The sequence below is a fragment of the Streptomyces purpurascens genome (genome assembly GCF_045040895.1).
Taxonomy (GTDB): Bacteria; Actinomycetota; Actinomycetes; order Streptomycetales; family Streptomycetaceae; genus Streptomyces; species Streptomyces purpurascens.
The window spans coordinates 8,921,837-8,945,053 of sequence record NZ_CP108341.1 but is presented as its reverse complement, the minus strand read 5'-3'; the positions used below and the strand labels follow the sequence as shown (position 1 = coordinate 8,945,053).

The window sequence follows — 23,217 nt, the reverse complement described above, 5'->3', positions numbered from 1 at the left end:
CCGCTCATCGGGTGGCTGTCGCGGTGCCGGTTCCCGCCATGTCGTCCCGGAGCCTGGCCAGCCGCCGCAGGCTGCCCAGTACCTGGCGCTGTGTCAGGCCGAAGTCGACCAGGGCGCCGATCTCGTTCACTCCGGCCTCCCGCAGGAGCTCGCACCGCTGCCGCACCGTGGCCGGATCGCCCAGCAGGGCCCGCTCGCCGCGGAACTTCCGGTAGGCGCGCCGCAGAATGGCGTCGACGTCCCTCGGGCTGGCCCGGTCCAGGTCGATCCGTTCCTCCGGCAGGGCGGCGGTGAGCGTGCCGAGCAGCTGGGTGTGACTGCGCAGATAGCGCAGGAAGGGGTCGTGGCAGACCTCTTCCACCATGTCCTCCGACTCGCCCACGTAGCAGTGGACCATCAGGGTGACGCGGCCGGTCTCGGGGTCGTGCCCGGCTTCCTCGCGCGCCTTGCGATAGATCCGGATCTTGTCGGCGAGTTCGTCGGTCTTCAGCTCCAGCAGGGCGGTGAGGAGGTTGACGCCCAGCGTGCCGGCCCGGCGGAAGCTCTCGTCGTTCGAGGTCGCGGTCAGCCAGGTCGGCAGGACCGGCTGGACGGGCCTCGGGTACAGGGACACCTGGATCCTGCCGCCCGTGCCGTCGACGGCGTCCGGTGCGACGCCGTCGGACCAGAGCGTGCGGATCCGGCGGACGTCGTCCTCGAAGGTGTCGCGGCGGCCCGCGAACCGGTCGGGGGCCAGCACGTAGTCGCTGGGGTGGAAGCCGGGGGCGAAGGACACCCCGATCCGGCCGCCCGAGATCCGGTCGACGATCCGCCAGTCCTCGATCAGGCGCAGGGGGTTGTGCAGCGCGGGGATGACGCTGCCCGCCCGGATGTGGATGCGCTCGGTGGCCGTCGCCAGCGCCGCGCTCAGCACCGCCGGGTTGGGGTACTGCGCCCCGAACTCGTGGAAGTGCCGCTCCGGCGTCCAGATCGCCTCGTAGCCGAGCGCGTCCGCCTCGCGGGCTGCGGCCAGGATCAGGTCGTAGTCGGATCCGAGCTCGCCCTGTGCGGAGGAGAAGAAGTAGACGCTGGTGGTGAGGTCGCCGGCCGGGGCCGCCGGGCGGTGCTCCGTCGGCACGGGCACCGGTGCGGCAGTCACCGGCGCCGGTGTGACCGTGACAGGTGCCGCCGGGGTCTGCGCGCGCGGCGGTGCGGTCGGTGCCGGTGAACCCAGCCGTTCCCGCACGACCCCGGCCAGCCCGCCGAAGGTCGACTCGTCGAAGAACGAGTCCAGGCTGATCTCCAGCCCCAGGGCATCGCGTATGCGGGCGCTCAGCCGCAGCGCGGCGAGCGAGTGCCCTCCCTGGTCGAAGAAGTCGTCCTCGGGGCTCACCGCATCGACGCCCAGCACCTCGCACCACAGGGCGCTCAGCACCGAGTCGGTGTCCCCCGTCACGTCGCTCACGGCCGCCTCCACTTCCTTCACGTCGCTTGGTTCGTCGATCTCTATGTCCTGCGAAACGTGTGACTCGCGCGGGGCGGGCACGGTGGCCTCCGGCTCGATCCAGCACCGCTCCCGGGTGAAGGAGTACGTCGGGAGCGACACCCTCCGGACGCTCTCGCCCTCGTCCCGCCACAGCTCGCCGAGCCCCCGGCGCCACAGCTCCCCGACGGCTTCCAGCCCCGAGGCGAGGGACCCGCCGTGCCGTGGCCGGTCGAACCCGGCGAGCAGCGGCTTGCGGTCCCGCAGGATGTCGCTCACGAGCCCCTGCAGCGTGGAGCCCGCTCCCGTTTCCCACCAGACGGCGGGCGAGAGGTCGTCCGAGAGGGCGCGGACCGCGTCGGAGAAGCGCACGGGCAGGCGGATCTGCGAGGCCCAGAACCGCGGGTCGACGGCCTCGGAGTCGCCGAGCCGGCGTCCCGTCGCGCCCGAGAACAGCGGTGTCCGGGGGGCGTTGAGGCCGAGTCCGGCCATCACGCCGGCGAAGTCGGCCGCGGCGGCGGCCATGCTCGGCGAGTGGAACGCGCGCGAGGTGCGCAGCCGTACGGTGGTCAGTCCGGCCGCCCGGCAGCGGTCCGTGAAGGCGGTCACGCTCTCGGCCGGGCCGGAGACGACCGTCGAGTGCGGTCCGTTGTGGGCCGCGATGACCGGACCGGCCGTCTCCTCGCTGGGTCCGCCGACGCCGAGGGCCGTGCCCTCGGCCAGCAGCTCCGCCACGTCCTCGGCCGGTGCGACGACGGCCGCCATGGCACCCGGCGGCGCGGCCTCCATCAGCCGTGCCCGCGCTGTCACCGCGGTCATCCCGTCCGCGAGGGTGAGGACTCCGCCGACGCAGGCCGCGGACAGTTCGCCGAGGCTGTGTCCGACGAGCGCCCGCGGCTCGACTCCCCGGGCGGTCAGGCTCCGTGCCGTGGCGACCTGGTCCAGGAAGAGGCAGGGCTGGGCGAGCAGCGTGCTCATGGAGCCGTCCGGCGCGTCGGCGCGCGCGGAGTCCGCCCGGACGAGCAGCGTGTCCGCGACCTCCTGCCGGAGAGCGGGGTCGACGGCCTCAAGTCCCTCGTCGACGCAGGAGCGGTAGACCGGGTCGGCGTCGTAGCGGGCACGCCCCATCCCCGGTCGCTGGGTGCCCTGGCCGGGGAACATCAGCACCGCGCCCGATCCGGCGCTGACGCCGGCCTGGCCGAGTGTCGCCCGGCGCAGCAGGGCCGGTGCCCGAGCGGTGTCCGGGGCGACGACCGCCGCACGCCAGGGGAGGCGGGCCCGGCCGACGCGGAGGGTGTACGCCACATCGGCGAGGGAGAGGCTTGGGTTCGCTTCCAGATGGTCGGCCAGGCGGTGGACGGCCCGGCCCAGGGCGGCCTCGTCGGCGGCCGAGAGCGTCAGAAGCTCGGGGGTGGAGGAGGCCGGAGCCGAGGCGGACTTGGCGTTGTCGGCGGCCTTGGCGGACGGTTCCTCCACGATGACATGGGCGTTGGTCCCGCCGATGCCGAAGGAGCTGATCCCCGCGCGCCGGGGCGTAGGCCCCTGTGGCCATGGCAGCGGCGTGGCGGGGAAACGCAGTGCGGTTCCCTCCGAGGCGAGCCGTTCGGCGGGGCGGGTGAAGTTCGCGATCGGGGGCACCGTGCCGTGGCGTACGGCGAGTACGGCCTTGATCAGGCCCACCACTCCGGCAGCGGCGTCGAGATGACCGGTGTTCGACTTCACGGCGCTGACGTACAGCGGAGCGCTTTCCGCGTCCCGCGCCTCGTCGAGGAAGACCTCGCGCAGAGCCGAGACCTCCACCGGGTCGCCGAGTCTGGTGGCGGTGCCGTGCGCCTCCACCAGGCCGATCGACTCCGCCGGGACCCCCGCCACCTCGAGGGCGGCGCGGATGACCCCGGCCTGGGCGGACGGGCCGGGCGCGGTGTAACCGACCTTGCGGGCACCGTCGTTGTTGACGGCGGACCCGAGGATGACGCCGTGGACGACGTCCCCGTCGGCGAGTGCGTCCTCCAGCCGCTTCAGTACGACGACGCCCGCCCCGTCACCGGGGATGGTGCCCTCGGCGTGCTCGTCGAACGGCCGGCACAGACCGTCCGAGGAGAAGATGCCGCCGGGCTCGTGGACGTAGCCGTGCCGGGAGGGCGGCGCGAGCGAGCAGCCGCCCGCGAGGGCGAGGTCGCTTTCGTACGCCAGCAGGCTCTGCACCGCCATGTGCGTGGCGACCAGGGACGTCGAGCACGCGGTCTGGACCGTGATGCTCGGCCCCTGGAGGTTGAGCTTGTAGGAGATGCGGGTGGACGCGAAGTCCTTGTCGGTGGCGATGACCACCTGGAGGGGCCCGGCGTTCTGCGAGATCTTCGGGTTGGCGAGCACCTCCTGGAGATAGGCGTTGCCGCCGATTCCGGTGAAGACACCGGTGCGGTTCTCCTCAGGCCCCGCAGGGGCGTACCCGGCGTCCTCCAGCGCGCGCCAGGCGCACTCCAGCAGGATCCGCTGCTGCGGGTCGAGCAGGGACGCCTCCAGCGGCGAGTAGCCGAACAACTTCCGGTCGAATCCCCGGACATCGTCGAGAGCGGCTCGCACCGGGACATAGCCCGCGGCGTCGCGGCTGCTCCGCGGCACACCCGCGGCGCGCAGCTCTTCCTCGCCGAAGCGGGCGGCGGCGTGCTCACCGGCCACCACCATCCGCCAGAACGCGTCCAGATCCTCGCCGGTGCCGGGCAGCCGCGCCGCCATGCCGACCACGGCGATGCGCCCGTCGACGGGGCGCCGGCGACCGGAGGACCGGACCGCCGGCAGCGGCTCTGTCCCGTCCGCCGGGGAGGTGCCGTATCTCCCGTGCAGGAACCGGGCGCAGGCTCGGACGGTGGTGTGGTGGAAGAGATCGGTGACGCTGATCTCCAGACCGGCCCTGCCCAGTGCCTCGTGGACCTTCAGCAGGGCGAAACTGTGTCCGCCCACGTCGAAGAAGTTGTCGTCCAGCCCGATGCCGGACTGTTCGAGCACCGTCTGCCAGGTCGCCAGCACGGTCCGCGTGAGGTCCGCGAGGTCCCGCCCCTGGGAGGCAACCGGAACGCCCCCGGACACGGCTGTCCGCTCGTCGGTCTGCTGCTCGTCGATCGGCTGCTCGTCGATCGGCCGCTCTCGGGACAGCAGGCCGAGCATGCGGGCACGGTCCGCCTTCCCGTTCTGTGTCAGCGGAATACCGTCGAGCTGGACGAAGCGGCTCGGCCGGAGGTAGGGCGGGAGCACCGACCGCAGGTGGTCGCGCAGTTCGGTCTCCGGCAAGGGCCCGTCGACGACCACGAAGGCGACCAGGGTGTCGTCATGGGCGAGGACGGCGCAGGCCGAGGGGCGGCGCCGTCCGGGCAGCCGCAGCACGGCCCGTTCGACCTCCGCGGGTTCCACGCGGTGGCCCCGCACCTTCAGTTGGTCGTCGTCGCGTCCCAGATACTCGAGCTCGCCGCCGGTGCGCCAGCGGGCGAGGTCGCCGGTGCGGTAGATCGTTGCGCCGGCGTGGAACGGGTCGGGAGCGAAGCGTTCCGCGGTCTGCGCGGTGTCGTTCAGGTAGCCGCGGGCGACGTGCCCGCCTCCGATGCAGAGCTCGCCCGGCACGTCGAGTCCGGCGGGCTCGCCGTACTCGTCGAGCACGTAGCAGCGGGCCTGCGGGAGCGGAACACCGATCGAGTTCGTCCGCACCGAGTCGAGTGCGGAGGTATGGACCGGCCGAGCGGTGACGTGGACGGTCCCCTCGGTGATCCCGTACATGTTGACCACGGTGGCGTCGAGGCCGCTGTCACCGAGCAGCAGGGCCAGCCGGTCCCAGTCGAGTGCCTCGCCGCCGAGCACGATGTAGCGCAGTTGCGATTCGTCCGGCCGGGCCGCGGCGGTCAGTTCCGGGGCCAGGCGGTAGAGCGAGCCGGGCGTCTGGCTGAGGACCGTCACCCCGCGCTCGGCGACCAGTGCGGCAAGCGCCGCCGGGTCGCGCACCTGGTCGTTCCCCGCGATGGCGCAGGTGCCGCCGGTGGTCAGCGGACCCCAGATCTCCCAGACCGAGAAGTCGAAGGCGAACGAGTGCGTGCACAGCCACACATCCGTCCGGTCCGTCTCCAGCCCGGCGGGCCGGTCGGCGAAGAGCTGGGAGAGGCAGGAGTGCGGCACCTCGACGCCCTTGGGCTCCCCGGTCGAGCCGGAGGTGAAGATGACGTACGCGGTCTGTTCGGGGGCGCTGTCCTCGAGTGGCGGGGTGTCGACGACGTCGGCAGGGGCTGCGGGAACTGCGGGAGCTGCGAGGTGTTCCCGCGTATCCACCACGAGGCAGTCCAGAGCGGGCAGCCACTCCTGGAGCACCGGTCGACTCGCCCGGTCGGCCAGGACCAGGCCGATCCCCGCTCGCGCCGTGATCGACCGCAGGCGCTCGCTCGGGCCTGCGGGGTCCAGCGGTACGTACGTCGCCCCGGCCTTCCACGCGGCCAGCATCGCGACCACGCTCCAGGGGCTCCGCTGTCCGCAGACGCCCACCCGCGCGCCCGGTGCCACTCCGGCGCTGCGCAGCTCTCGGCACACCCGGTCGGCGTGGCCGTCGAGTTCCGCGTAGGTCAGCGTGGTCGTCCCGTCGGTCACCGCCGGGTGGTCGGGGTGGGCCGTGCGTGCTCGCCGGAACCGGGCGAGCACGCTCTCGGTCTCGGCCGCGGCCGGCGTCGGGTTCACCCCGAGGGTGAGGTAGTCGGCCTCCTCGGCGTCCACCATCCGGGGCGGCTCGTCGGGCGACTCCACCGCGTGCCGCAGTGCCGACAGCAGGTGGCGCACCAGGGTCTCGGCACTGGGCGCGAGCAGGATGTCGGCGTCGTACTCGAGCCGCAGGGAGGGGTACTCACCCGAGAGATCGACGGTCAGGGCCACGTCCCACTTCGCCCTGTCGCTGTGCACCTCGACTTCGGTGACCGTCACTCCGGCGAGCTCCGGCAGTGCCGCGTCGAAGTTCTGTACGGCCAGCGAGCACTGCATGAGCGGCGATCGTCCGGCGGCCCCGCGCAGGCCCAGTTCCCGGACCAGCACATCGACGGGCACGTTCTGCCGTGCCATGGCCGGGAGTACGGCGCTTCGGGTCCGGCGCAGCAGGTCGGTGAAGCCCGGACGGCCGGAGACGTCCAGGCGCAGCGGGACCATGTTGATCTGGCATCCGACGAGGGACTGCTCCTCCTCGGAGTTCCGGCCCGCGACGGGGCTGCTGATCACCACGTCGTCCTGGCCGGCGTACCGGCCCAGGACGGTCGCGTAGATCGCGGCGAAGGCCATGAAGACGGTGGCGCCCGCCCGCTGTGCGGTGTCGCGCAGCCGGGTGACCAACTCCTCGTCGAGGGGCACCAGCAGGGATCCGCCGGCACCGCTGGGAACCGCCGGGCGCGGCAGGTCGGTCGGCAGGGCCAGAGGTCTCATCCCGGCCAGGTGACCGCGCCAGAAGTCGAGATCGGCCGACGAGGCGTCACCCTCCGCCCATAACGCGCGCTCGCGCTCCGCCCAGACGAGCGGACTGGGTGCCTCGGCGTCGAAGAGCCGCTCTCCACGGTTCGTCACGCGTGCCGCGTACGCGGTCTCGAGGTCGCGGAAGATCACACCCAGCGACCAGCCGTCGCACACGATGTGATGGGCCACCATGACCAGCCCGAACTCCCCCGGGCCGATCCGGGTCAGCCCCCAACGGACCAGCGGACCGGCCGCCAGATCGAACGGCGGCGCGCTCAGCCGACCGGCCAACTCCCGCACCGCATCCGACCGCTCGGCGGCCGGATCGGCCTCGGTGACCGTCCACGAAGGCCCGGCCGATCGGTCCGGGATCCGCTGGACCAGCGCACCGCCCTCGAAGACGAAGGTGGCCCGCAGCGAGTCATGACGAGCCGTCACCTCCTGGACGGCCCGGCGCAGTGCCTCGACGTCGAGGTCACCGTCGATGAGCATCGCCACGGTCACCAGGTAGACGTCATGCCCCTCCGCCTCACTGCTGACATACAGCCGCTCCTGGGCGAACGTCATCGGTCCCGTACTGGCTGACGCGGTCATCATGTCCCCCGTGGACTCAAGATCGTCGTTGCCTGCAAGCTACGTGCCCCGACTCGATGCAATCTGCACCCACGTTCGATATGACACGCATCACAGGTCACTCCAGCACCAGCTTTCACATCTCGGGTGGGCACGGGCGAGGTGTCCTGGCAGTGGTGGGCGCAGTGCCGCAGGCAGTAAACGAGTTGATGGCGAGCCCGAGGCAGGCGACCACTGAGGAGGCGTCACTTCTCACGTACTGCAGCGACCATGGGCAGCCCGTGAAGGCGGCTGCGAGCCGGTCCAGGTTGTCGGGTCGGCGAGGGGTGACCCTGGACACACCGTCTCAGCGGGACATCCAGCGGTCCATCTCCCGCGCCCGGGTGTCCAACGCGGTGAAGACAGCGGCTGACGCGGTCCGAGGGTTGCAGGGAACCTGCACGTCGGGCTGGACACCACCAGACATATGGCCGAGCCCTGGACTCGGTGTCTCCACCTCGATTCCGGCACGCCGCGCAAGCGCGACCGCCGTCGCCACGAACCCCTCGGAGAGTGCGAGGATCACGGAGTGTCCCGTCCGGCAGTGCCAGGCGACCAAGCCGCGCGCGAACTCCGCGTACACGGCCGGATCGACCTCGAGTGTGTCCGGGTCGCCCCAATGTTTGTGACCGATTCCCGAGGGCAGCTTGAGTTCCGCCTCGAAGACCTCGACCTGCCGCACGAAGAGTCGGCCGGCACCGTTCGAGGGGTTCCACAGCGTCTCGTCACCGATGTCGAAGTACATGCTCATCGTCGATCCCCCTGCTCAGCCGCCCCGGCAGAGGGTAGAAGATCAGGCGTGCAGTAGGCACCTGAGTAAGGCGGGCCTTGAAGGCGGAGGCTCGTTGCTCTGGCATGGGCATGGTTGAGCAGTTGGTGCCGGACGGCCTGTGGAAGATCTTCCAGGACGTGGCACACCCTCATCTGCTACCGCCGCTGCACCAATTGAGACGACGTCCTCCACGCGACATTTGCCGCGGTTGGCCTGTCTGCTCTCGTCATGTCGTCGGCTCGGGCGCTGACGGTGGTGAAGGTTCTGGGCGGGATCTATCTCGTCATGGTTGGGCGTGGCCCACGTGGCGTTCAGCACGTCGAGGCGTCGAACCAACGACACGCAGGCGATGACGCCTGCCGTGGGCTCAGCTCGGTGGCTTTGGCCAGGGACTGTGATCCAACGTTCTCAATCCGAAGGCTGCGTCGGTCTATCTCGCTGTGCCTCAGCTTCTGACCTCCAGTCGCCCCATCGCGCCGCGGATCGCCACGCTTGCAGTCGCGCCTCGTGCCGAGCCAGCCCCCGGGCCACCGCCCGCCCCATCTCCTCCTCGTTCACACCGCTCCCCCGTCTCCGACCGCACCGATCTTCAACAGGCCTCACTCTCCGTCAAGTTCAGTCATGAGGACGCCCCAGCCCTCAGCCGAGGAACGGCTCAAGCCCCAGGTGCTCCGCCCCGGGGAGGAGCCGCCAGACCACAGTAGGCCGGGCGTAGCCATCGGCGGCGTGTCCGGGCGGCGGTTCGCCCGGAGGGCCATCGGCGCTGCTCACACTGGCCGGATGTCCGACGCGCCTCCAGCCCTCGCGACCGATGCCCGGCGGGTGGCCATCATGACCGTCCTCACCCTGCTGGCCGGTGCAGTCGACGCCGTCAGCTTTCTGACGATGGGGAAGGTGTTCTGCGCGCTGGCGACCGGCAACGTGCTCTTCCTGTCTTTCGCACTCGCCGGTGAGGGTGACGTCCCGGTGGCACGGCCCGCCACCGCGATCGGCGCGTTCATGGCCGGGGCTGCGATCGCGGCCGTCGTGCTGAAGTGGCTCGCGGAGCGCGGTAGGGCCTGGTTCCAGGCCGGGCTCGTCTGCGAGGCCGTGCTGCTGGTGTGGGCCGGTGCGATGGCCCTGTGGCGGCACGGCACCGAGGCCGCCGGTTCCGATCACGGCCTTGTCGCCCTCGTCGCGCTGGCCATGGGGGTGCGTGCCTCCACCGCGCTGCGGGTGCATGTACCGGGGATGCCGACTCTGCTGAGCCAGACAGCCATCGCCGAGCTCATCAACGACGTATTGAAGCGCCCTCGGGCGACGCTGCGCGGGATGTCGGCCAGACAGCGGCTGGCCCGGACGCGGTGGACGGCCACCGTGGGCGGAATCTTCACCAAAGGGTGCTGGGCACGCTGCTGCTGGTGCCGCTGGGCACCGGGCGGGCGCTGCTCGTCATCGCCGCCGCGGTACTGCTCCTCGCGGCGGCCACGCTGGCCGTACCGCCGCGACGGGAGGCGACGGGGCAGGATCTCAAGGGTCCGTAGATGCCGGGTGGCCCTACTGCGCCGCCACGCAGCCCGGCGTCGCCGAGCCCCCTTGCCGCAACCGGTACGCACAGCCACCGCCGCGGCCGGCCGACATGCCGACGGACACGGCCACGGTGGCTGTGTTCGTCCCCGACATCGCCAACCCGGTCTTCGGCACCTTCGTCATGGCCGCGCAGGCCCTGGCGGACACCGACTTCGACCCGGACCACGAGCGGGAAGCCACGGTCCGGTCGTCGACGAGGACGCCCTGTACGCCGCGTGGCGCGACGGTGTGACCGGGGGGCGCGGCAGGTCAGTGGCAGCACCCGTCGTCCGGCTGAGGGCCGGGCTCCGTTTCCAGGCGGCAGAAGCAGGACGCCTCGATGGGGACATCGGCCAGTGCGGTCGCCATCTTCAGCTGCTGGGCGACGAGGGCCGCCTCGCCCGTCTTGCCCGTCCGGAGCAGGCATTCGTGGAAGCCGTGCAGGGACCAGACGTTGCCGGGGTGCTGGAGGGCTCGGGGCAGGGTGCCGTCGAGGCCGAGGTCCGCGCGGTAGACGGCCTCGGCCTCCGCCACGCGGCCCTGTTCCAGCAGCAGTGCGCCGTAGGCGTGGCGGGTGGGCTGCATCCAGCCCCACGGCTCGTCGTAGGGGAGGCTGTCGTCCAGTTCGATGGAGCGCTCGAGGGCGGTGAAGGCGAGGTCGTGGTTGCCCCTGCGGTATTCGAGCTCTCCGTCGAGCATCGCCGACGCGATGGCGAGGATGTCGTGGCAGGTGTTGTTGAACAGCATCCGCGTCTCGGGCACCCGGCTCACCGCCTCGCGGAAGAGCTCGCGCTCGGCCTCCGCGGGGCCGACCTCGCCGGTGGCCGAGAGGGCGACGCCGCGGGCGTAGTGCCGCATGGCGGTGGTCACCGAGTAGAGCTCGGGGTCGGCCGGGGCGGGCAGGGCGAGGATGTCGGCCCACCGGCCGAAGCGGATCAGTACGTGGACGCGCATGGCCAGGAAGCCCTCGAGCCAGTCGGCCATCGGGGGGCTCGGCACGCGGAGCAGGTCTTCGGGGATGGCCGCTTCCAGCTGAGCGGCCGCGTCGAGGGCGACCTGCGCCTGGCCGAGGAACATGGCCCCGTAGATCTTGAAGTGGTGGTTGTGCGCCCGGTAGAGGGTGTAGAAGTTCATCGCGCCGGCGCGCCGGTGGTACTTCTCGTCGACGGCGATGGCGTCGCTGTTCGCCGCGACGACCCGGCGGTAGTCGCCGCACAGGACGTCGAGGTGCGAGGGCATGTGGTGCAGGTGCCCGGCGTCGGGCACGATGCCGCGCAGGCGGTCGGCGACGGTGAGGGCCTGCTCCGGCGTCGGGGACATCTCCATCAGGTGGATGTACAGGTGCAGCACCCCCGGATGCCCGACGCCGGCGTCGGTGGCGAGGGCCCCGTCCAGTACGGCCTTGGCCTCCACGGTCCGGGCGCCCTCGGCCGGCTGCCCGGTCCTCAGGTCCCACAGCTGCCACGGGGTGAGGTTCATCAGGGCGTCGGCGTGGAGGGTGGCGATGTCCGGGTCGTGAGGTGCCAGTTCGTACACCGTGCGCATCGCGTCCGCGTAGGGCACGTTCCAGACCGAGCAGTCCTCGACGGCTTCCGACTGCGGATAGCGGGCGCGCAGCGCGGCGATCAGGGCCTGTTCGACCGGGGTGGCGTGGAGGGCCTTGTCGTGGGCCCGTTCGACGGCGGTGTGGGTGCGTTCGACGGTTCGTGCCAACTCGTAGTCGTCGAAGAATTCCCAGGGCTTGTTGTAGTTCGGCCCGAGCGCGTAGGCGATGCCCCAATACGCCATCGCGCACTCCGGGTCGGCCTCGGCGGCCTTTTCGAAGCAGGCGACGGCTTCCTCGTGGTGGAAGGCGTACGTCCACAGCAGACCGCGATCGAACCAGAGCTGAGCTGCGGAAGAGGACGTGGTGACGGCACGGCTGTAGGTGCCGAGGTCGTAGTAATCGTCCATGGTCATCTCCTGGAAAATCGGCCCGACCCGGTGAGAATAGCGGCCGCGCACATCCTCTCGACCCTCCACCAATTCCGACTATTACCAGATCACCATTTCGGTTTTCGGTAAAGTGCACGAACGAGGAGGAGGACCGGGCATCGTTGAAGGCATGACTGACATGACTGACTTCCCGAGCTTTCCGCCCGGCTTCGTCTTCGGGGCCGCCACCGCCTCGTATCAGATCGAGGGTGCGGCGCAGGAGGACGGCCGTGGGCCGTCGATCTGGGACACCTACTGCCACACCCCCGGCCTGGTGGCGAACGGGGACAGCGGTGACGTCGCCTGTGATCACTACCACCGGTATCCGCAGGACGTGGCGCTGCTGCGCGAGCTGGGCGTGGACTCCTACCGGTTCTCGATCGCCTGGCCGCGGATCGTGCCGGACGGGTCCGGTCCGGTGAATCCCAAGGGGCTGGACTTCTACTCGCGGCTGGTCGACGAACTGCTCGCGGCCGGCATCGAGCCCGCGGCCACGCTCTACCACTGGGATCTGCCGCAGGCACTGGAGGACCGCGGCGGCTGGCGGGTACGGGAGACCGCCGAGCGGTTCGGCGAGTACGCGTCCGTCGTCGCCGCACATCTGGGCGACCGGGTGCCGCGCTGGATCACCCTCAACGAGCCGTGGTGCAGTGCCTTCCTCGGCTACTCCGTCGGCCGGCACGCCCCGGGTGCCCGCGAGGGCCGGGGCGCGCTGGCCGCGGCCCATCACCTGCTGGTCGGGCACGGCCTGGCCGTACAGGCGTTGCGGGCGACCGGCGTACGCGAGGCGGGCATCACCCTCAACCTCGACCACCACCTCCCCGCCACCGACTCCCCCGCCGACCGGTCGGCCGTGACCCGCGCCGACACCCTGCACAACCTGGTGTGGACCGAGCCGATCCTGGCGGGCCGCTACCCGGCCACCGAGGAGGAGACCTGGGGCGAGCTGATCACCGGCCAGGATTTCCGGCGGGACGGCGACCTGGACCTGATCTCCCAGCCGCTGGACTTCGTCGGCATCAACTACTACCGGCCGATCGTCGTCGCCGACGCCCCGTACCGCGAGAGCGACCCGGCGCCACGTGTGGCGACCGACAACCGCTACGAGGAGGTACGGCTGCCCGGGGTGCGGCACACCGCGATGGGCTGGCCCGTCGCACCCGGCACTTTCACGGATCTGCTGGTGGGACTCGAGGAGCGCTACGGCGATGCCCTGCCGCCCCTCCACATCACCGAGAACGGCTCGGCGGAGGACGACGAGGTGAGTGCCGACGGGGCCGTCCACGACAGCGACCGGGTCGCCTACCTGCGCGACCATCTCACCGCACTGCGGGCCGCGATGGACGCCGGCGTGGACGTCCGTGGCTACTACGTGTGGTCCCTCCTCGACAACTTCGAGTGGGCGTTCGGCTACGACAAGCGGTTCGGCATCGTCCGCGTCGACTACGTCACGCAGCAGCGGACGCCGAAGGACAGCTACCACTGGTACCGGGCCATGATCGCCGCACAGCAGCGGTGACGGCCCGGCCCGGGGAAATCATCTTGTCGTTCGATCCGGTGGATGTGCTCCGAGAGGCTGGCACCGCCCAACTCCCGCTCCCTAGGATGTACTTCCTGTCCAGCCAGGCCGTAGGCGCGGCACTTTGCAGGGGGAACGATGCACTCCGAGAAGCAGTTGTCCACCGAGATCAACGCGAACGTGCCGACGGCAGCGCGCATGTACGACCACTACCTGGGCGGCAAGGACAACTACGCGGCGGACCGCGCCGCGTGCGAGGAACTCGACAAGGTCGTGCCCAGCACGCGCCACCTGGCCCTCAACAACCGGCGTTTCCTCCAGCGCGTCGTGCGGACCCTGTCCGAGGAGTACGGCATCCGGCAGTACCTGGACCACGGCTCAGGCCTGCCGACGCAGGACAACGTGCACCAGGTCGCCCAGCGCATCGACCCCACCACCCACGTGGTGTACGTCGACAACGACCCGATGGTGCTGGTCCACGGCCGTGCACTACTGGAGCAGGACGAGCGCACCACCGTGATCCACGCGGACATGCGCGAGACCGACCTGATCTTCGATCACCCCGACACCAAGCGACTGATCGACTTCTCCCAGCCGGTGTGCGTGCTCTTCAACTCGGTGTTCCACTGCATCCCGGACAGCGACACCGACGGGCCGCTCGCGGTGGCCCGCCGTGTCCGGGAGCGGCTCGCGCCCGGCAGTTTCCTGGTGATGTGCCAACTGGTCAGCGAGGATGCCGAAGTCCGGGACTTCGTCACGAACTTCATGGACCAGGCCACCCAGGGGCACTGGGGCCGCGTGCGTGAGCCGAAGGACGTCGAGGCGTACTTCGAGAACCTGGAGATCCTGGAGCCGGGCCTCGTGGAGGTGTCCACCTGGCGTCCGGACACCGAGGTGGCGCCGCGTCAGCTGACCCACGAGTGGATCGAGTTCGGCGGCGTGGGACGGATTCCGCTGGAGAAGTAGCGGGTCTCCAGGGAGGGCCTCGCTCAAGTGCCTCTCGTAGGACGCCGGTCGTCCCGCGAGAGGCACCCGCGCGTCACGGGTAGCGCTGCTCCATCGTCTGACGCATCAGTTCCAGGGAGTCACGGGGCTTGAGAGCCTCGTCCGCGAGCCGGTCCAGCGCGATCCGGTACTCCTCCGTCTCGTCGCGGTCCTCGAGGAAGTTCGCGCTCTTGATGTGCTCCAGGTAGACCACGTCGGGCAGGTCGAGACCGCCGAAGCGCAGATACGTGACCGGGATGGCCGGTGCCGAGGCGTTCGTGACGCTCAGCGGCACGATCTGCACCGTCACATTCGGCCGCTCGGCCATCTCTACGAGGTGCGCGAGCTGTTCCCGCATCACGTCGGTACTGCCCAGGACGCGCAGCAGCACGGACTCGTCGATGACCGCCCACAGTTGCGGGGCCTCCTGCCGCAGCAGCAACCGGGCCCGGTTGCTGCGGAGTTCGACACGCCGCTCCACCTCGCCGGCCGGCGCGTTCGGCAGACCGCGCTCCACCACTGCCCGGGTGTAGCCGGGTGTCTGCAACAAGCCCGGCACGTACTGGATCTCGAAGGTGCGGATGGTCGCGGCGGCCTCCTGGAGTCCGACCAGCCGGTCGAACCACTCGGGCATCAGCCGCTTGTCGTACCGCTGCCACCAGCCCGGCTCGCCGGCCCGCTGCAGCAGCTTGAGCAGTACCGACACCTCGTAGTCGTCGGTGTTGTACAGCCGCAGCAGCGCGCGGACGTCGTTCTCCGTCGGCGGGCGGCGGCCCTTGCCCGACTCGATGCGGGACAGCTTCGCGGGGCTGAACCCGACAGCGCGCGCCGCTTGGTCCTGGGCGAGCCCGGCGTCCTCACGGAAGCCCGCCAGCTGCACACCGACCAGCATCTTCAGCAGAGTCGGCGCCGGCTCGGGCCTGTCCAGGTAGGGTTCCAGACGGGAGATGCGATGCGACGCGGCGGACATCCTGACTCCCAGCAGACCGGCACAAGGGCGACCAACACTATCGCACCCGGCCGGGCGTCTCCGCATCGGCCCGTAGATGCCCCGCAGAAGTAGAGAGTTGGGCTCCGCTTCACCATGGGCGCTTCACAACGCCGGGCTCCGCACCGCCCTTTACAGCAGGTGGTCGAACTCGCCGTCCTTGGCACCGGCCAGGAACGCCGCCACCTCCGCCGCCGTGTAGACGAGCGCCGGCCCGTCGGGATCACGTGAGTTGCGCATCGCGATCCCACCGTCGACGAGAGGGGCGACTTCGACGCAGTTGCCCTCGGCGTTGCTGTGCCGGCTCTTGATCCAGCAGGCGTCCAACATGCTCGCCCGCACTCCGTTCTGCACTGGTGGCACCGCAGTCTCCTTGCTGTTCTCGTACCCCGCCGCGCACGGCGTGCCCGGCCCTCCAGCCGAGACCGGCCGCGTCCCTCGGCCGCACTCGTCCCGGCTTGCGTACCCGCAACGGCTTGATTTTCACGCAATTTCTCGTGCAATTGCACGCGAGCGCCGTCAGCGTGGATAATAGCTGCGGCGTCAACCCCTGTGCTGGCGCCGCGTCCTGACGTCGCATCGGGGAGATGACGTGTCATCACCTGCGCAGCACGTGCTCCGGCCGCCGAGTGGGGCTGCGGCACACGCGAGCGCACCCGGCACGAGCCACGGTCTCCCGCCCGGCCCGCACACGCCGACGCCGTACGAGGCGACGCCCTACGGGACCGCCCCGACACCGGAGGCGAGACATCAGCCCCCCGGCGCCCTGTCCGCCTCGGCCGCCCTGCGCGTCGAGTGCAGCCGGGAGGGCTTCGCGCGAGCCCGGTCCTTCACCCGTGACACCCTGCGCGTCTGGTCGCTCGACCACTGCTGCGAAGACACCACCCTCGTCATCACCGAACTCACCGCCAATGCCGCGACACACGCGGCGCCGGGGACATCGGGTGCGCCGGAGGTCCGGCTCGGATTCCGCCTGAATCCCACCCACCTGCTGGTCACCGTCTCCGACCCCGACGACCATCCGCCCGTGCACGCACCCGCCGACTCCGCTCTCGAGGAGCACGGCCGGGGCCTGTGCATCGTCGAAGCCCTGTCCGAGGAATGGGGCTGGACCCCCTGTCCTCCGGCGGGCAAGACGGTCTGGGCCAGGTTGTCGACCTGTCCACCCCTCTGACACGACTGCCGCGGAAAGGCCCCTCGCCATGCGCAGCGCTTCGACGGAACACCCGAGCAGCGAGCGCCCACAGCGCCCCGACATCCCGACCGGCGTGGCCCGGGCCACGCCGCTCACGGCACTGGACCGCGTGCCGTGGGGCGACATCCAGGACTCCACCGGTTCGGCGGCGGCCATTCCCCTCCTGCTCAACGGCATCGCCTGGGGCGACCCCGACACCGCCCGGTCCGCACTCCACGACCTGCGGAGACGGATCTGCCAGTTCGGTTTCGTCGTGGAGCAGGCCACCGCCGCCACGGTTCCGTTCCTGTGGGAGCTGGCGAAGCTGCCGCAGGTCACCTGCCGCGCCCAGATCATCCAGCTGCTCAAGAGCATCGCCGACGCCCGGCAGTGGGAGAGCACCGCCGCCGCCTATCCGAAGCTGCTCAACCATCGGGAGAACCCGGTGGTGTGGGAGCGTGCGGCGCGCCAGGCAGTGCGCGCCCGGCGCGGCGAGCTGGGACGGCTGATGGACGACGAGGACACGGAGATCGCCCGCGCCACGAACGAGCTCGCGCGCTCGCTGGGAACCTGAGACCCGAGGCCCTGAGGCCGCCGAGATTTTGCGGAAGGTTTCCGATCGGGCCAAGGTGAGTGTGCGCGCACGGCCGCAGACGGCTCCCGGGTGCTCAAGGCGCCGGGAGACGTGACGAAACCGTGAGGGCCCGCTGTCACCATGGGTGATGCCCCTCGCCTCCCGGGGCCGGGCAGTGTAGACATGGCACATGGTCCGACTCTTGGGTCGATCCGGGACTCGATCGCCCCTGCGGCCCGGCGCTGCGCCGTCCGCACGGCAGCGGCGGGAGGCGGGTCCGTCGCGGTGGCATCCGATGGCGGGGCTGCGGTCGGTCGTGGGCGGACGCAGCGTCGCCGGACAGGTGTTCCTGCTGGTCGTGGTGATCGTACTGCTGCTGGTGGTGGCCGCGGTGGTGGCGCTCGTGCTGCAGGTACGGCACGACACGACCCAGGAGGCCCGTAACCGTTCGCTCGCCGTCGCGGAGACCTTCGCCAACGCGCCGGGCACGGTCGAGGCGCTGCAGAGCCCCGATCCCACGGCTGTGCTCCAGCCGCGTGCCGAGGCCGCCCGCGAGCAGGCGAAGGTCGACTTCGTCGTCGTCATGAACACCGACGGCATCCGCTACACCCACCCCAAGCCGGACCGCATCGGGAAGCAGTTCGTCGGAACGATCGCGCCCGCGCTGGCCGGGGAGTCGGTGACCGAGGAGATCGAGGGCACGATCGGCCACCTCGTGCAGGCCGTGGTGCCGGTGAAGGACCCGGACGGCCGGGTCGTGGGCCTGGTGTCGGCGGGGATCACGACCGAGAACGTCGGCGGCACCGCCGACCGTCAGCTGCCGCTCGTGCTGGCCGCCGCCGCGGTGGCCCTCGCCCTGGCGACGGCGGGCGCAGCGCTGGTGAGCCGGCGGCTGCTGCGTCAGACCCACGGGCTCGGGCCGCACGAGATGACCCGGATGTACGAACACCATGACGCCGTGCTGCACGCCGTCCGCGAGGGCGTGCTCATCCTCGACGGCTCGGGCACCCTGCTGCTCGCCAACGACGAGGCGCACCGCCTGCTCGGACTGCCCGCCGACGCCGAGGGCCGGCACGTCCTCGACCTGGGGCTCGACCCCGGCACCGCCGATCTGCTGGCCTCCGGGCGCGTCGCCACGGACGAGGTGCACCTCGTCGGGGACCGGCTCCTGGCCGTCAACCAGCGGACGACGGAGAGTGCGGGCGGCCCGCCCGGCAGCGTCGCCACGCTGCGCGACTCCACGGAGCTGCGTGCCCTGTCGGGCCGTGCCGAGACCGCGCGCGAACGGCTCAACATGCTGTACGACGCCGGCGTGGGCATCGGGACGAGCCTGGACGTGACCCGTACCGCCGAGGAGCTGACCGAGCTGGCCGTGCCCCGGTTCGCCGATTTCGTCACCGTGGACCTGTTCGACGCGGTGCTGGGCGGCGGGCAGCCGGACGCGGCGGCCGCGCTGAGCCGTACGGCGCTGAGCGGGATCCGCAAGGACGCTCCGCTCTATCCCATCGGCGAGCGGATCAGGTTCGTCGACTCCTCTCCGCAGGGCCACAGCCTCGACACCGGGCGGGCCGTCCTCGAACCCCGGCTGGGTGAGGCCCCCGGCTGGCAGGCACAGGACCTCGAGCGCTCCGCGCAGATCGTGGAGTACGGCATCCACTCCCTGATCACCGTGCCGCTGCGGGCCGGCACCCTGGTGCTGGGTGTGGTCAGCTTCTGGCGCTTCGAGAAGCCGGAGCCCTTCGACGCGGACGAGCTGGCCCTGGCGGAGGAGTTGGTCGCGCGGGCCGCCGTCTCGATCGACAACGCGCGCCGCTACACCCGCGAGCACAGCATGGCCGTGACGCTCCAGCGGAGCCTGCTCCCCCGGAACCTGCCCGAGCAGGGGGCGCTGGAGATCGCCTACCGCTATCTGCCGGCGCAGGCCGGGGTGGGCGGCGACTGGTTCGACGTCCTGCCGCTGTCGGGGGCCCGGGTCGCGCTCGTGGTCGGGGACGTCGTCGGCCACGGGCTGTACGCCGCGGCCACGATGGGGCGGCTGCGGACGGCCGTGCACAACTTCTCGGCCCTGGACCTCCCGCCGGACGAACTCATCGCCCTGCTGGACGAGTTGGTCGGCCGCATCGACCAGGACGAGACCGAGGAGGACGGCAGCGCCCCGGTCACCGGCGCGACCTGCCTGTACGCCGTGTACGACCCGGTCTCCCGGCGCTGCACCGTCGCGCGGGCCGGGCATCCGCCGCCGGCTCTGATCCACCCCGACGGCAGTGTCGAGTTCCCGGAGGTGCCCGCCGGTCCCCCGCTCGGGCTCGGCGGTCTGCCGTTCGAGACGGCGGAGCTGGAGCTGGCGGAGGGCAGCCGGCTCGTGCTCTACACCGACGGGCTGGTCGAGGACCGGGAGCGGGACATAGACGTCGGTCTTGAGATGCTGCGCGAGGCACTGAGCCGGGCCGGTCAGTCCCCGGAGGACACCTGCCGGGTCGTGCTCGACTCGCAGCTCACGGCCCGGTCCAGCGACGACATCGCCCTGCTCGTCGCGCGCACCCGGGCACTCGCCACCGACCAGGTCGCCGAGTGGCCGGTGCCGGCCGACCCTGCGGCCGTGGGCGAGGTACGGGCGGCGGTCACCCGGCAGCTGGCCGAGTGGGGACTCGACGAGCTGTCGTTCACCACCGAGCTCATCCTGAGCGAGCTGGTCACCAACGCGCTCCGGTACGGCGGCGGCCCCATCCATGTACGGGTGCTGCGCGACCGCAACCTGATCTGCGAGGTGTTCGACAGCAGCAGCACCTCGCCGCATCTGCGGTACGCGACGATGACGGACGAGGGCGGTCGGGGCCTGTTCCTCGTCGCACAGCTCGCCGAACGCTGGGGGACGCGCTACCTGCCCGCCGGGAAGGTGATCTGGGCGGAGCAGCCGCTGCCATAAGCAGCGGTTGGAGGTGCTCATAAAGTTGCCTTATGAGCTCATAGACCGGACCCGCGTACCGACTTAGGCATGCCTTAGTTTAGGCTTCCCGACGAGATCGCTTGTCGCCGCTCGAAGGGAACCTGACCATGCCCCGCCCCCTGCGGGTAGCCATCGTCGGATCCGGCCCCGCCGGGATCTACGCCGCCGACGCCCTGCTCAAGTCCGAGGTGGCCACCGACCCCGGTGTGTCCATCGACATCTTCGAGCGCATGCCGGCGCCGTTCGGACTGATCCGCTACGGCGTGGCGCCCGACCACCCGCGGATCAAAGGCATCATCACGGCCCTGCACCAGGTCCTCGACAAGCCGCAGATCCGGCTCTTCGGCAACGTGGACTACCCCTCCGACATCAGCCTGGACGACCTGCGCGCGTTCTACGACGGTGTGATCTTCGCCACCGGCGCGACGGCCGACCGGGCGCTGCCCCTGCCCGGCATCGAGCTCGACGGCTCGTACGGCGCCGCGGACTTCGTGTCCTGGTACGACGGCCACCCGGACGTACCGCGCACCTGGCCGCTTGAGGCGGAGAAGGTCGCCGTGCTCGGCGTCGGCAACGTGGCCCTCGACATCGCGCGCGTGCTGGCCAAGACGGCGGACGAGCTGCTGCCGACGGAGATCCCCGCGAACGTCTACGAGGGTCTGAAGGCCAACCGGGCCAAGGAGATCCACGTGTTCGGCCGCCGGGGCCCGGCGCAGGCGAAGTTCAGCCCGATGGAGCTGCGGGAGCTGGACCACTCCCCCAACATCGAGGTCATCGTCGACCCCGAGGACATCGACTATGACGAGGGCTCGATCGCTACCCGGCGCGGCAACAAGCAGGCCGACATGGTCGCCAAGACCCTGGAGAACTGGGCGATCCGCGACGCCGGCGACCGGCCCCACAAGCTCTTCCTGCACTTCTTCGAGTCGCCGGTCGAGGTCCTCGGCGAGGACGGCAAGGTCGTCGGTCTGCGCACCGAGCGCACGGAGCTCGACGGCACGGGCAACGTCAAGGGCACCGGCACCTTCAACACCTGGGACATCGGCGCGGTCTACCGCGCGGTGGGCTACCTGTCCGACAAACTCCCCAAGCTGCCCTGGGACATCGACTCGGGCACCGTCCCCGACGAGGGTGGTCGGGTCATGCAGGAGTCCGGCGAGCACCTGCAGTCCACGTATGTCACCGGCTGGATCCGGCGCGGCCCCGTGGGCCTCATCGGGCACACCAAGGGCGACGCCAACGAGACGGTGTCCAACCTGCTGGCCGACTACGCGAACGGCCGGCTGCAGACGCCCGCCACCCCCGCTCCCGAGGCCGTGGACGCGTTCCTCGCCGAGCGGAACGTCCGCTTCACCACCTGGGAGGGCTGGTACAAGCTGGACGCCGCGGAGAAGGCGCTGGGCGAGCCGGAAGGCCGCGAGCGCGTGAAGCTCGTCGAGCGTGAGGACATGCTGCGGGCCAGCGGCGCCTGACGCCCGTCCTGTACGCCTGTAGGGCGGGTCCGGTGGCAATGTCACCGGACCCGCCCTTATGCGTGCTTGAAGCGTGTACGATCCGGATGCTTCACCGAATCATCACATGGCCTTCACGAGAAGGTCTTGTAAGGGGGGACGAACGTCCATGCACATACGCCTTGTCGCCACCACGGCGGCCGTTGCCGGAGCCCTGATCGCCCTGACGGCGGTTCCGGCCCAGGCCGCCGAGTACAGCTCCGCACTGAAGATCCGCGGCATCCAGTACGACGCTCCGGGACGCGACTCGAACCGCTGCTCGACGGGGAACACCGACGAGGAGTACCTGACGATCGAGAACTACTCGCGGTCGACGACCGTGAACCTCAAGGGGTACGTCGTCAAGGACGCCGCGGGGAACAAGTTCACCTTCACGGCCAGCCACACTCTTCAGCCCGGTGACTACGTGAAGCTGCGCGGCGGCAACGGGTCCGACTCCGACACGAAGAACGTCGTCTACCGCGACAACTGCAACTTCATGTGGAACAACGACAAGGACACGATCTACGTGTACAAGCCGTCCGGCAGCCGTGCCGACGTGCACTCGTACACCAAGAGCGGATCCGACAAGGACGGCAACGGGTACATCACGTACCACGGTTGAGTCGCATGAACGTGAGGCCTGTTGCCGTTCCGGCAACAGGCCTCACGTTCTTCCCGCCGGGCGCAGCATGATCAGGGGACCGAGTACCCCGGGAGGATCCATGCCACAGACGTCCGCCATCGGCCCGACCCACCGCCTGGTGCCTTCACCGGCCGGTCGCACCCACCTCGTGGAGCAGGGGGACGGACCGCTGGTTCTGCTGCTGCACGGGTTCCCCGAGTCCTGGTACGCGTGGCGCCACCAGCTGCCGGCGCTGGCCGCCGCCGGCTACCGCGCGGTGGCCGTCGACGTCCGTGGCTACGGGCGCTCGTCCCGGCCCGCGGCGGTGGAGTCGTATCGGATGCGGGAGCTGGTGGAGGACAACGTCGCCGTCGTGGAGGCGCTGGGCGAGCGGTCGGCGGTGGTCGTCGGACACGACTGGGGTGCGAGCATCGCCGCGACCTCCGCGCTGCTCCGGCCCGAGGTGTTCCGCGCGGTGGGACTCCTGAGCGTGCCTTACACCCCGCCCGGCGGCCCGAGGCCCGGCGAGGTCTTCGCCCGGATGGGCGGCGACGAGGAGTTCTACGTCTCCTACTTCCAGGAGCCCGGCCGGGCCGAGGCCGAGATCGAGCCGGACGTGCGCGGCTGGCTCGCGGGCTTCTACGCCGCCCTGTCCGCCGGCACGATGCCCGAGGCCGGCGCCCCCGACCCGCACTTCGTCGGCCGCGGCGGAACGCTGCGCGACCGCTTTCCCGTCGGCCCGCTGCCGCACTGGCTGGACGAGGCCGACCTCGACGTCTACTCCGGGGAATTCGAACGTACGGGGATGACCGGCGCCCTGAACCGCTACCGGAACATGGACCGCGACTGGGAGGACCTGGCCGGCTTCGCCGGCGCCCCCGTCACCCAGCCGTCCCTGTTCATCGGCGGCAGCCTGGACGCGTCCACGACCTGGCTGGCCGACGCGATCGAGGCGTACCCGACCACTCTGCCCGGCCTGACGGCCTCTCACATCCTGGAGGGCTGCGGCCACTTCCTGCAGCAGGAACGGCCCGGCGAGACCAATCGGCTCCTGATCGAGTGGCTCGCGGGTCTTCGCTGAC

At 70.8% G+C, this 23,217-nt stretch carries 15 protein-coding genes and 1 pseudogene; 11 read left to right on the top strand and 5 right to left on the bottom strand.

Annotation, left to right across the window (positions count from 1 at the left end; translation table 11 throughout):
* Window positions 1-4 precede the first annotated feature (4 nt).
* Together OHU35_RS40560 and OHU35_RS40555 are read right to left on the bottom strand one after the other, a co-directional pair.
* The gene (locus OHU35_RS40560) at window positions 5-7,495 is read right to left on the bottom strand and encodes a non-ribosomal peptide synthetase/type I polyketide synthase (protein WP_189727431.1); all 7,491 of its coding nucleotides are present in this window, start codon (window positions 7,493-7,495) and stop codon (window positions 5-7) included.
* Between the two features lie 352 nt (window positions 7,496-7,847).
* Window positions 7,848-8,291, bottom strand: a complete 444-nt coding sequence (locus tag OHU35_RS40555) for a DUF6086 family protein (RefSeq protein ID WP_359891695.1) — start codon at window positions 8,289-8,291, stop codon at window positions 7,848-7,850.
* 642 nt (window positions 8,292-8,933) lie between these two features.
* Here OHU35_RS40555 and OHU35_RS40550 point away from each other — a divergent pair.
* The 3 genes and pseudogenes from OHU35_RS40550 to OHU35_RS40540 form a co-directional block, all read left to right on the top strand.
* Window positions 8,934-9,635: pseudogene (locus tag OHU35_RS40550) on the top strand (YoaK family protein); the annotation flags it as partial.
* A gap of 56 nt (window positions 9,636-9,691) precedes the next feature.
* Window positions 9,692-9,835, top strand: coding sequence for a hypothetical protein (locus OHU35_RS40545; protein WP_405508978.1), 144 nt, complete (start codon window positions 9,692-9,694; stop codon window positions 9,833-9,835).
* Between the two features lie 95 nt (window positions 9,836-9,930).
* Complete coding sequence (locus OHU35_RS40540) at window positions 9,931-10,113, top strand: hypothetical protein (RefSeq protein WP_405508976.1); 183 nt, start codon at window positions 9,931-9,933, stop codon at window positions 10,111-10,113.
* 17 nt (window positions 10,114-10,130) lie between these two features.
* Here OHU35_RS40540 and OHU35_RS40535 read toward each other — a convergent pair whose 3' ends face one another.
* Entirely contained in the window at window positions 10,131-11,813 is a 1,683-nt protein-coding gene (locus OHU35_RS40535; RefSeq protein WP_405508974.1) for a hypothetical protein, read from the bottom strand.
* Between the two features lie 160 nt (window positions 11,814-11,973).
* Here OHU35_RS40535 and OHU35_RS40530 point away from each other — a divergent pair, with 160 nt between their 5' ends.
* Both OHU35_RS40530 and OHU35_RS40525 read left to right on the top strand, forming a co-directional pair.
* Window positions 11,974-13,353 (top strand): GH1 family beta-glucosidase, encoded by a 1,380-nt coding sequence (locus OHU35_RS40530; protein ID WP_189727670.1) that lies wholly within the window; start codon window positions 11,974-11,976, stop codon window positions 13,351-13,353.
* A 138-nt stretch (window positions 13,354-13,491) separates the two neighbouring features.
* Complete coding sequence (locus OHU35_RS40525) at window positions 13,492-14,319, top strand: SAM-dependent methyltransferase (RefSeq protein WP_189727434.1); 828 nt, start codon at window positions 13,492-13,494, stop codon at window positions 14,317-14,319.
* Between the two features lie 73 nt (window positions 14,320-14,392).
* Here the strand turns inward: OHU35_RS40525 and OHU35_RS40520 are convergent, their stop codons facing one another.
* Window positions 14,393-15,307: a helix-turn-helix transcriptional regulator gene (locus OHU35_RS40520; protein ID WP_189727435.1), complete on the bottom strand. Its 915-nt coding sequence runs from the start codon at window positions 15,305-15,307 to the stop codon at window positions 14,393-14,395.
* A gap of 150 nt (window positions 15,308-15,457) precedes the next feature.
* Window positions 15,458-15,688 carry a DUF397 domain-containing protein gene (locus OHU35_RS40515; RefSeq protein WP_189727436.1) on the bottom strand — a complete coding sequence of 77 codons (231 nt, stop codon included), beginning with the start codon at window positions 15,686-15,688 and terminating at the stop codon, window positions 15,458-15,460.
* Window positions 15,689-15,917: 229 nt separating this feature from the next.
* Here OHU35_RS40515 and OHU35_RS40510 point away from each other — a divergent pair, with 229 nt between their 5' ends.
* From OHU35_RS40510 to OHU35_RS40485, 6 genes are all read left to right on the top strand, one after another.
* Complete coding sequence (locus OHU35_RS40510; protein WP_405508971.1) at window positions 15,918-16,499, top strand: ATP-binding protein; 582 nt, start codon at window positions 15,918-15,920, stop codon at window positions 16,497-16,499.
* 28 nt (window positions 16,500-16,527) lie between these two features.
* A complete protein-coding gene (locus tag OHU35_RS40505) occupies window positions 16,528-17,073 on the top strand; it encodes a hypothetical protein (RefSeq protein WP_189727437.1) in 546 nt (181 codons plus the stop codon).
* A 295-nt stretch (window positions 17,074-17,368) separates the two neighbouring features.
* Window positions 17,369-19,999 (top strand): SpoIIE family protein phosphatase/ATP-binding protein, encoded by a 2,631-nt coding sequence (locus OHU35_RS40500; RefSeq protein ID WP_372498789.1) that lies wholly within the window; start codon window positions 17,369-17,371, stop codon window positions 19,997-19,999.
* A gap of 128 nt (window positions 20,000-20,127) precedes the next feature.
* A complete protein-coding gene (locus OHU35_RS40495) occupies window positions 20,128-21,492 on the top strand; it encodes an FAD-dependent oxidoreductase (protein WP_189727439.1) in 1,365 nt (454 codons plus the stop codon).
* Window positions 21,493-21,640: 148 nt separating this feature from the next.
* Window positions 21,641-22,135 (top strand): lamin tail domain-containing protein, encoded by a 495-nt coding sequence (locus OHU35_RS40490; RefSeq protein WP_189727440.1) that lies wholly within the window; start codon window positions 21,641-21,643, stop codon window positions 22,133-22,135.
* A gap of 100 nt (window positions 22,136-22,235) precedes the next feature.
* A complete protein-coding gene (locus OHU35_RS40485) occupies window positions 22,236-23,216 on the top strand; it encodes an alpha/beta fold hydrolase (protein ID WP_189727441.1) in 981 nt (326 codons plus the stop codon).
* Window position 23,217: the final 1 nt, after the last annotated feature.

Coding starts and splice junctions, on each gene's coding strand:
- OHU35_RS40560 (WP_189727431.1), bottom strand. CDS start 7,495: ATGACGTTCGCCCAGGAGCGGCTGTATGTCAGCAGTGAGGCGGAGGGG.
- OHU35_RS40555 (WP_359891695.1), bottom strand. CDS start 8,291: ATGAGCATGTACTTCGACATCGGTGACGAGACGCTGTGGAACCCCTCG.
- OHU35_RS40540 (WP_405508976.1), top strand. CDS start 9,931: ATGCCGACGGACACGGCCACGGTGGCTGTGTTCGTCCCCGACATCGCC.
- OHU35_RS40535 (WP_405508974.1), bottom strand. CDS start 11,813: ATGGACGATTACTACGACCTCGGCACCTACAGCCGTGCCGTCACCACG.
- OHU35_RS40530 (WP_189727670.1), top strand. CDS start 11,974: ATGACTGACTTCCCGAGCTTTCCGCCCGGCTTCGTCTTCGGGGCCGCC.
- OHU35_RS40525 (WP_189727434.1), top strand. CDS start 13,492: ATGCACTCCGAGAAGCAGTTGTCCACCGAGATCAACGCGAACGTGCCG.
- OHU35_RS40520 (WP_189727435.1), bottom strand. CDS start 15,307: ATGTCCGCCGCGTCGCATCGCATCTCCCGTCTGGAACCCTACCTGGAC.
- OHU35_RS40505 (WP_189727437.1), top strand. CDS start 16,528: ATGCGCAGCGCTTCGACGGAACACCCGAGCAGCGAGCGCCCACAGCGC.
- OHU35_RS40500 (WP_372498789.1), top strand. CDS start 17,369: ATGGCGGGGCTGCGGTCGGTCGTGGGCGGACGCAGCGTCGCCGGACAG.
- OHU35_RS40495 (WP_189727439.1), top strand. CDS start 20,128: ATGCCCCGCCCCCTGCGGGTAGCCATCGTCGGATCCGGCCCCGCCGGG.
- OHU35_RS40490 (WP_189727440.1), top strand. CDS start 21,641: ATGCACATACGCCTTGTCGCCACCACGGCGGCCGTTGCCGGAGCCCTG.
- OHU35_RS40485 (WP_189727441.1), top strand. CDS start 22,236: ATGCCACAGACGTCCGCCATCGGCCCGACCCACCGCCTGGTGCCTTCA.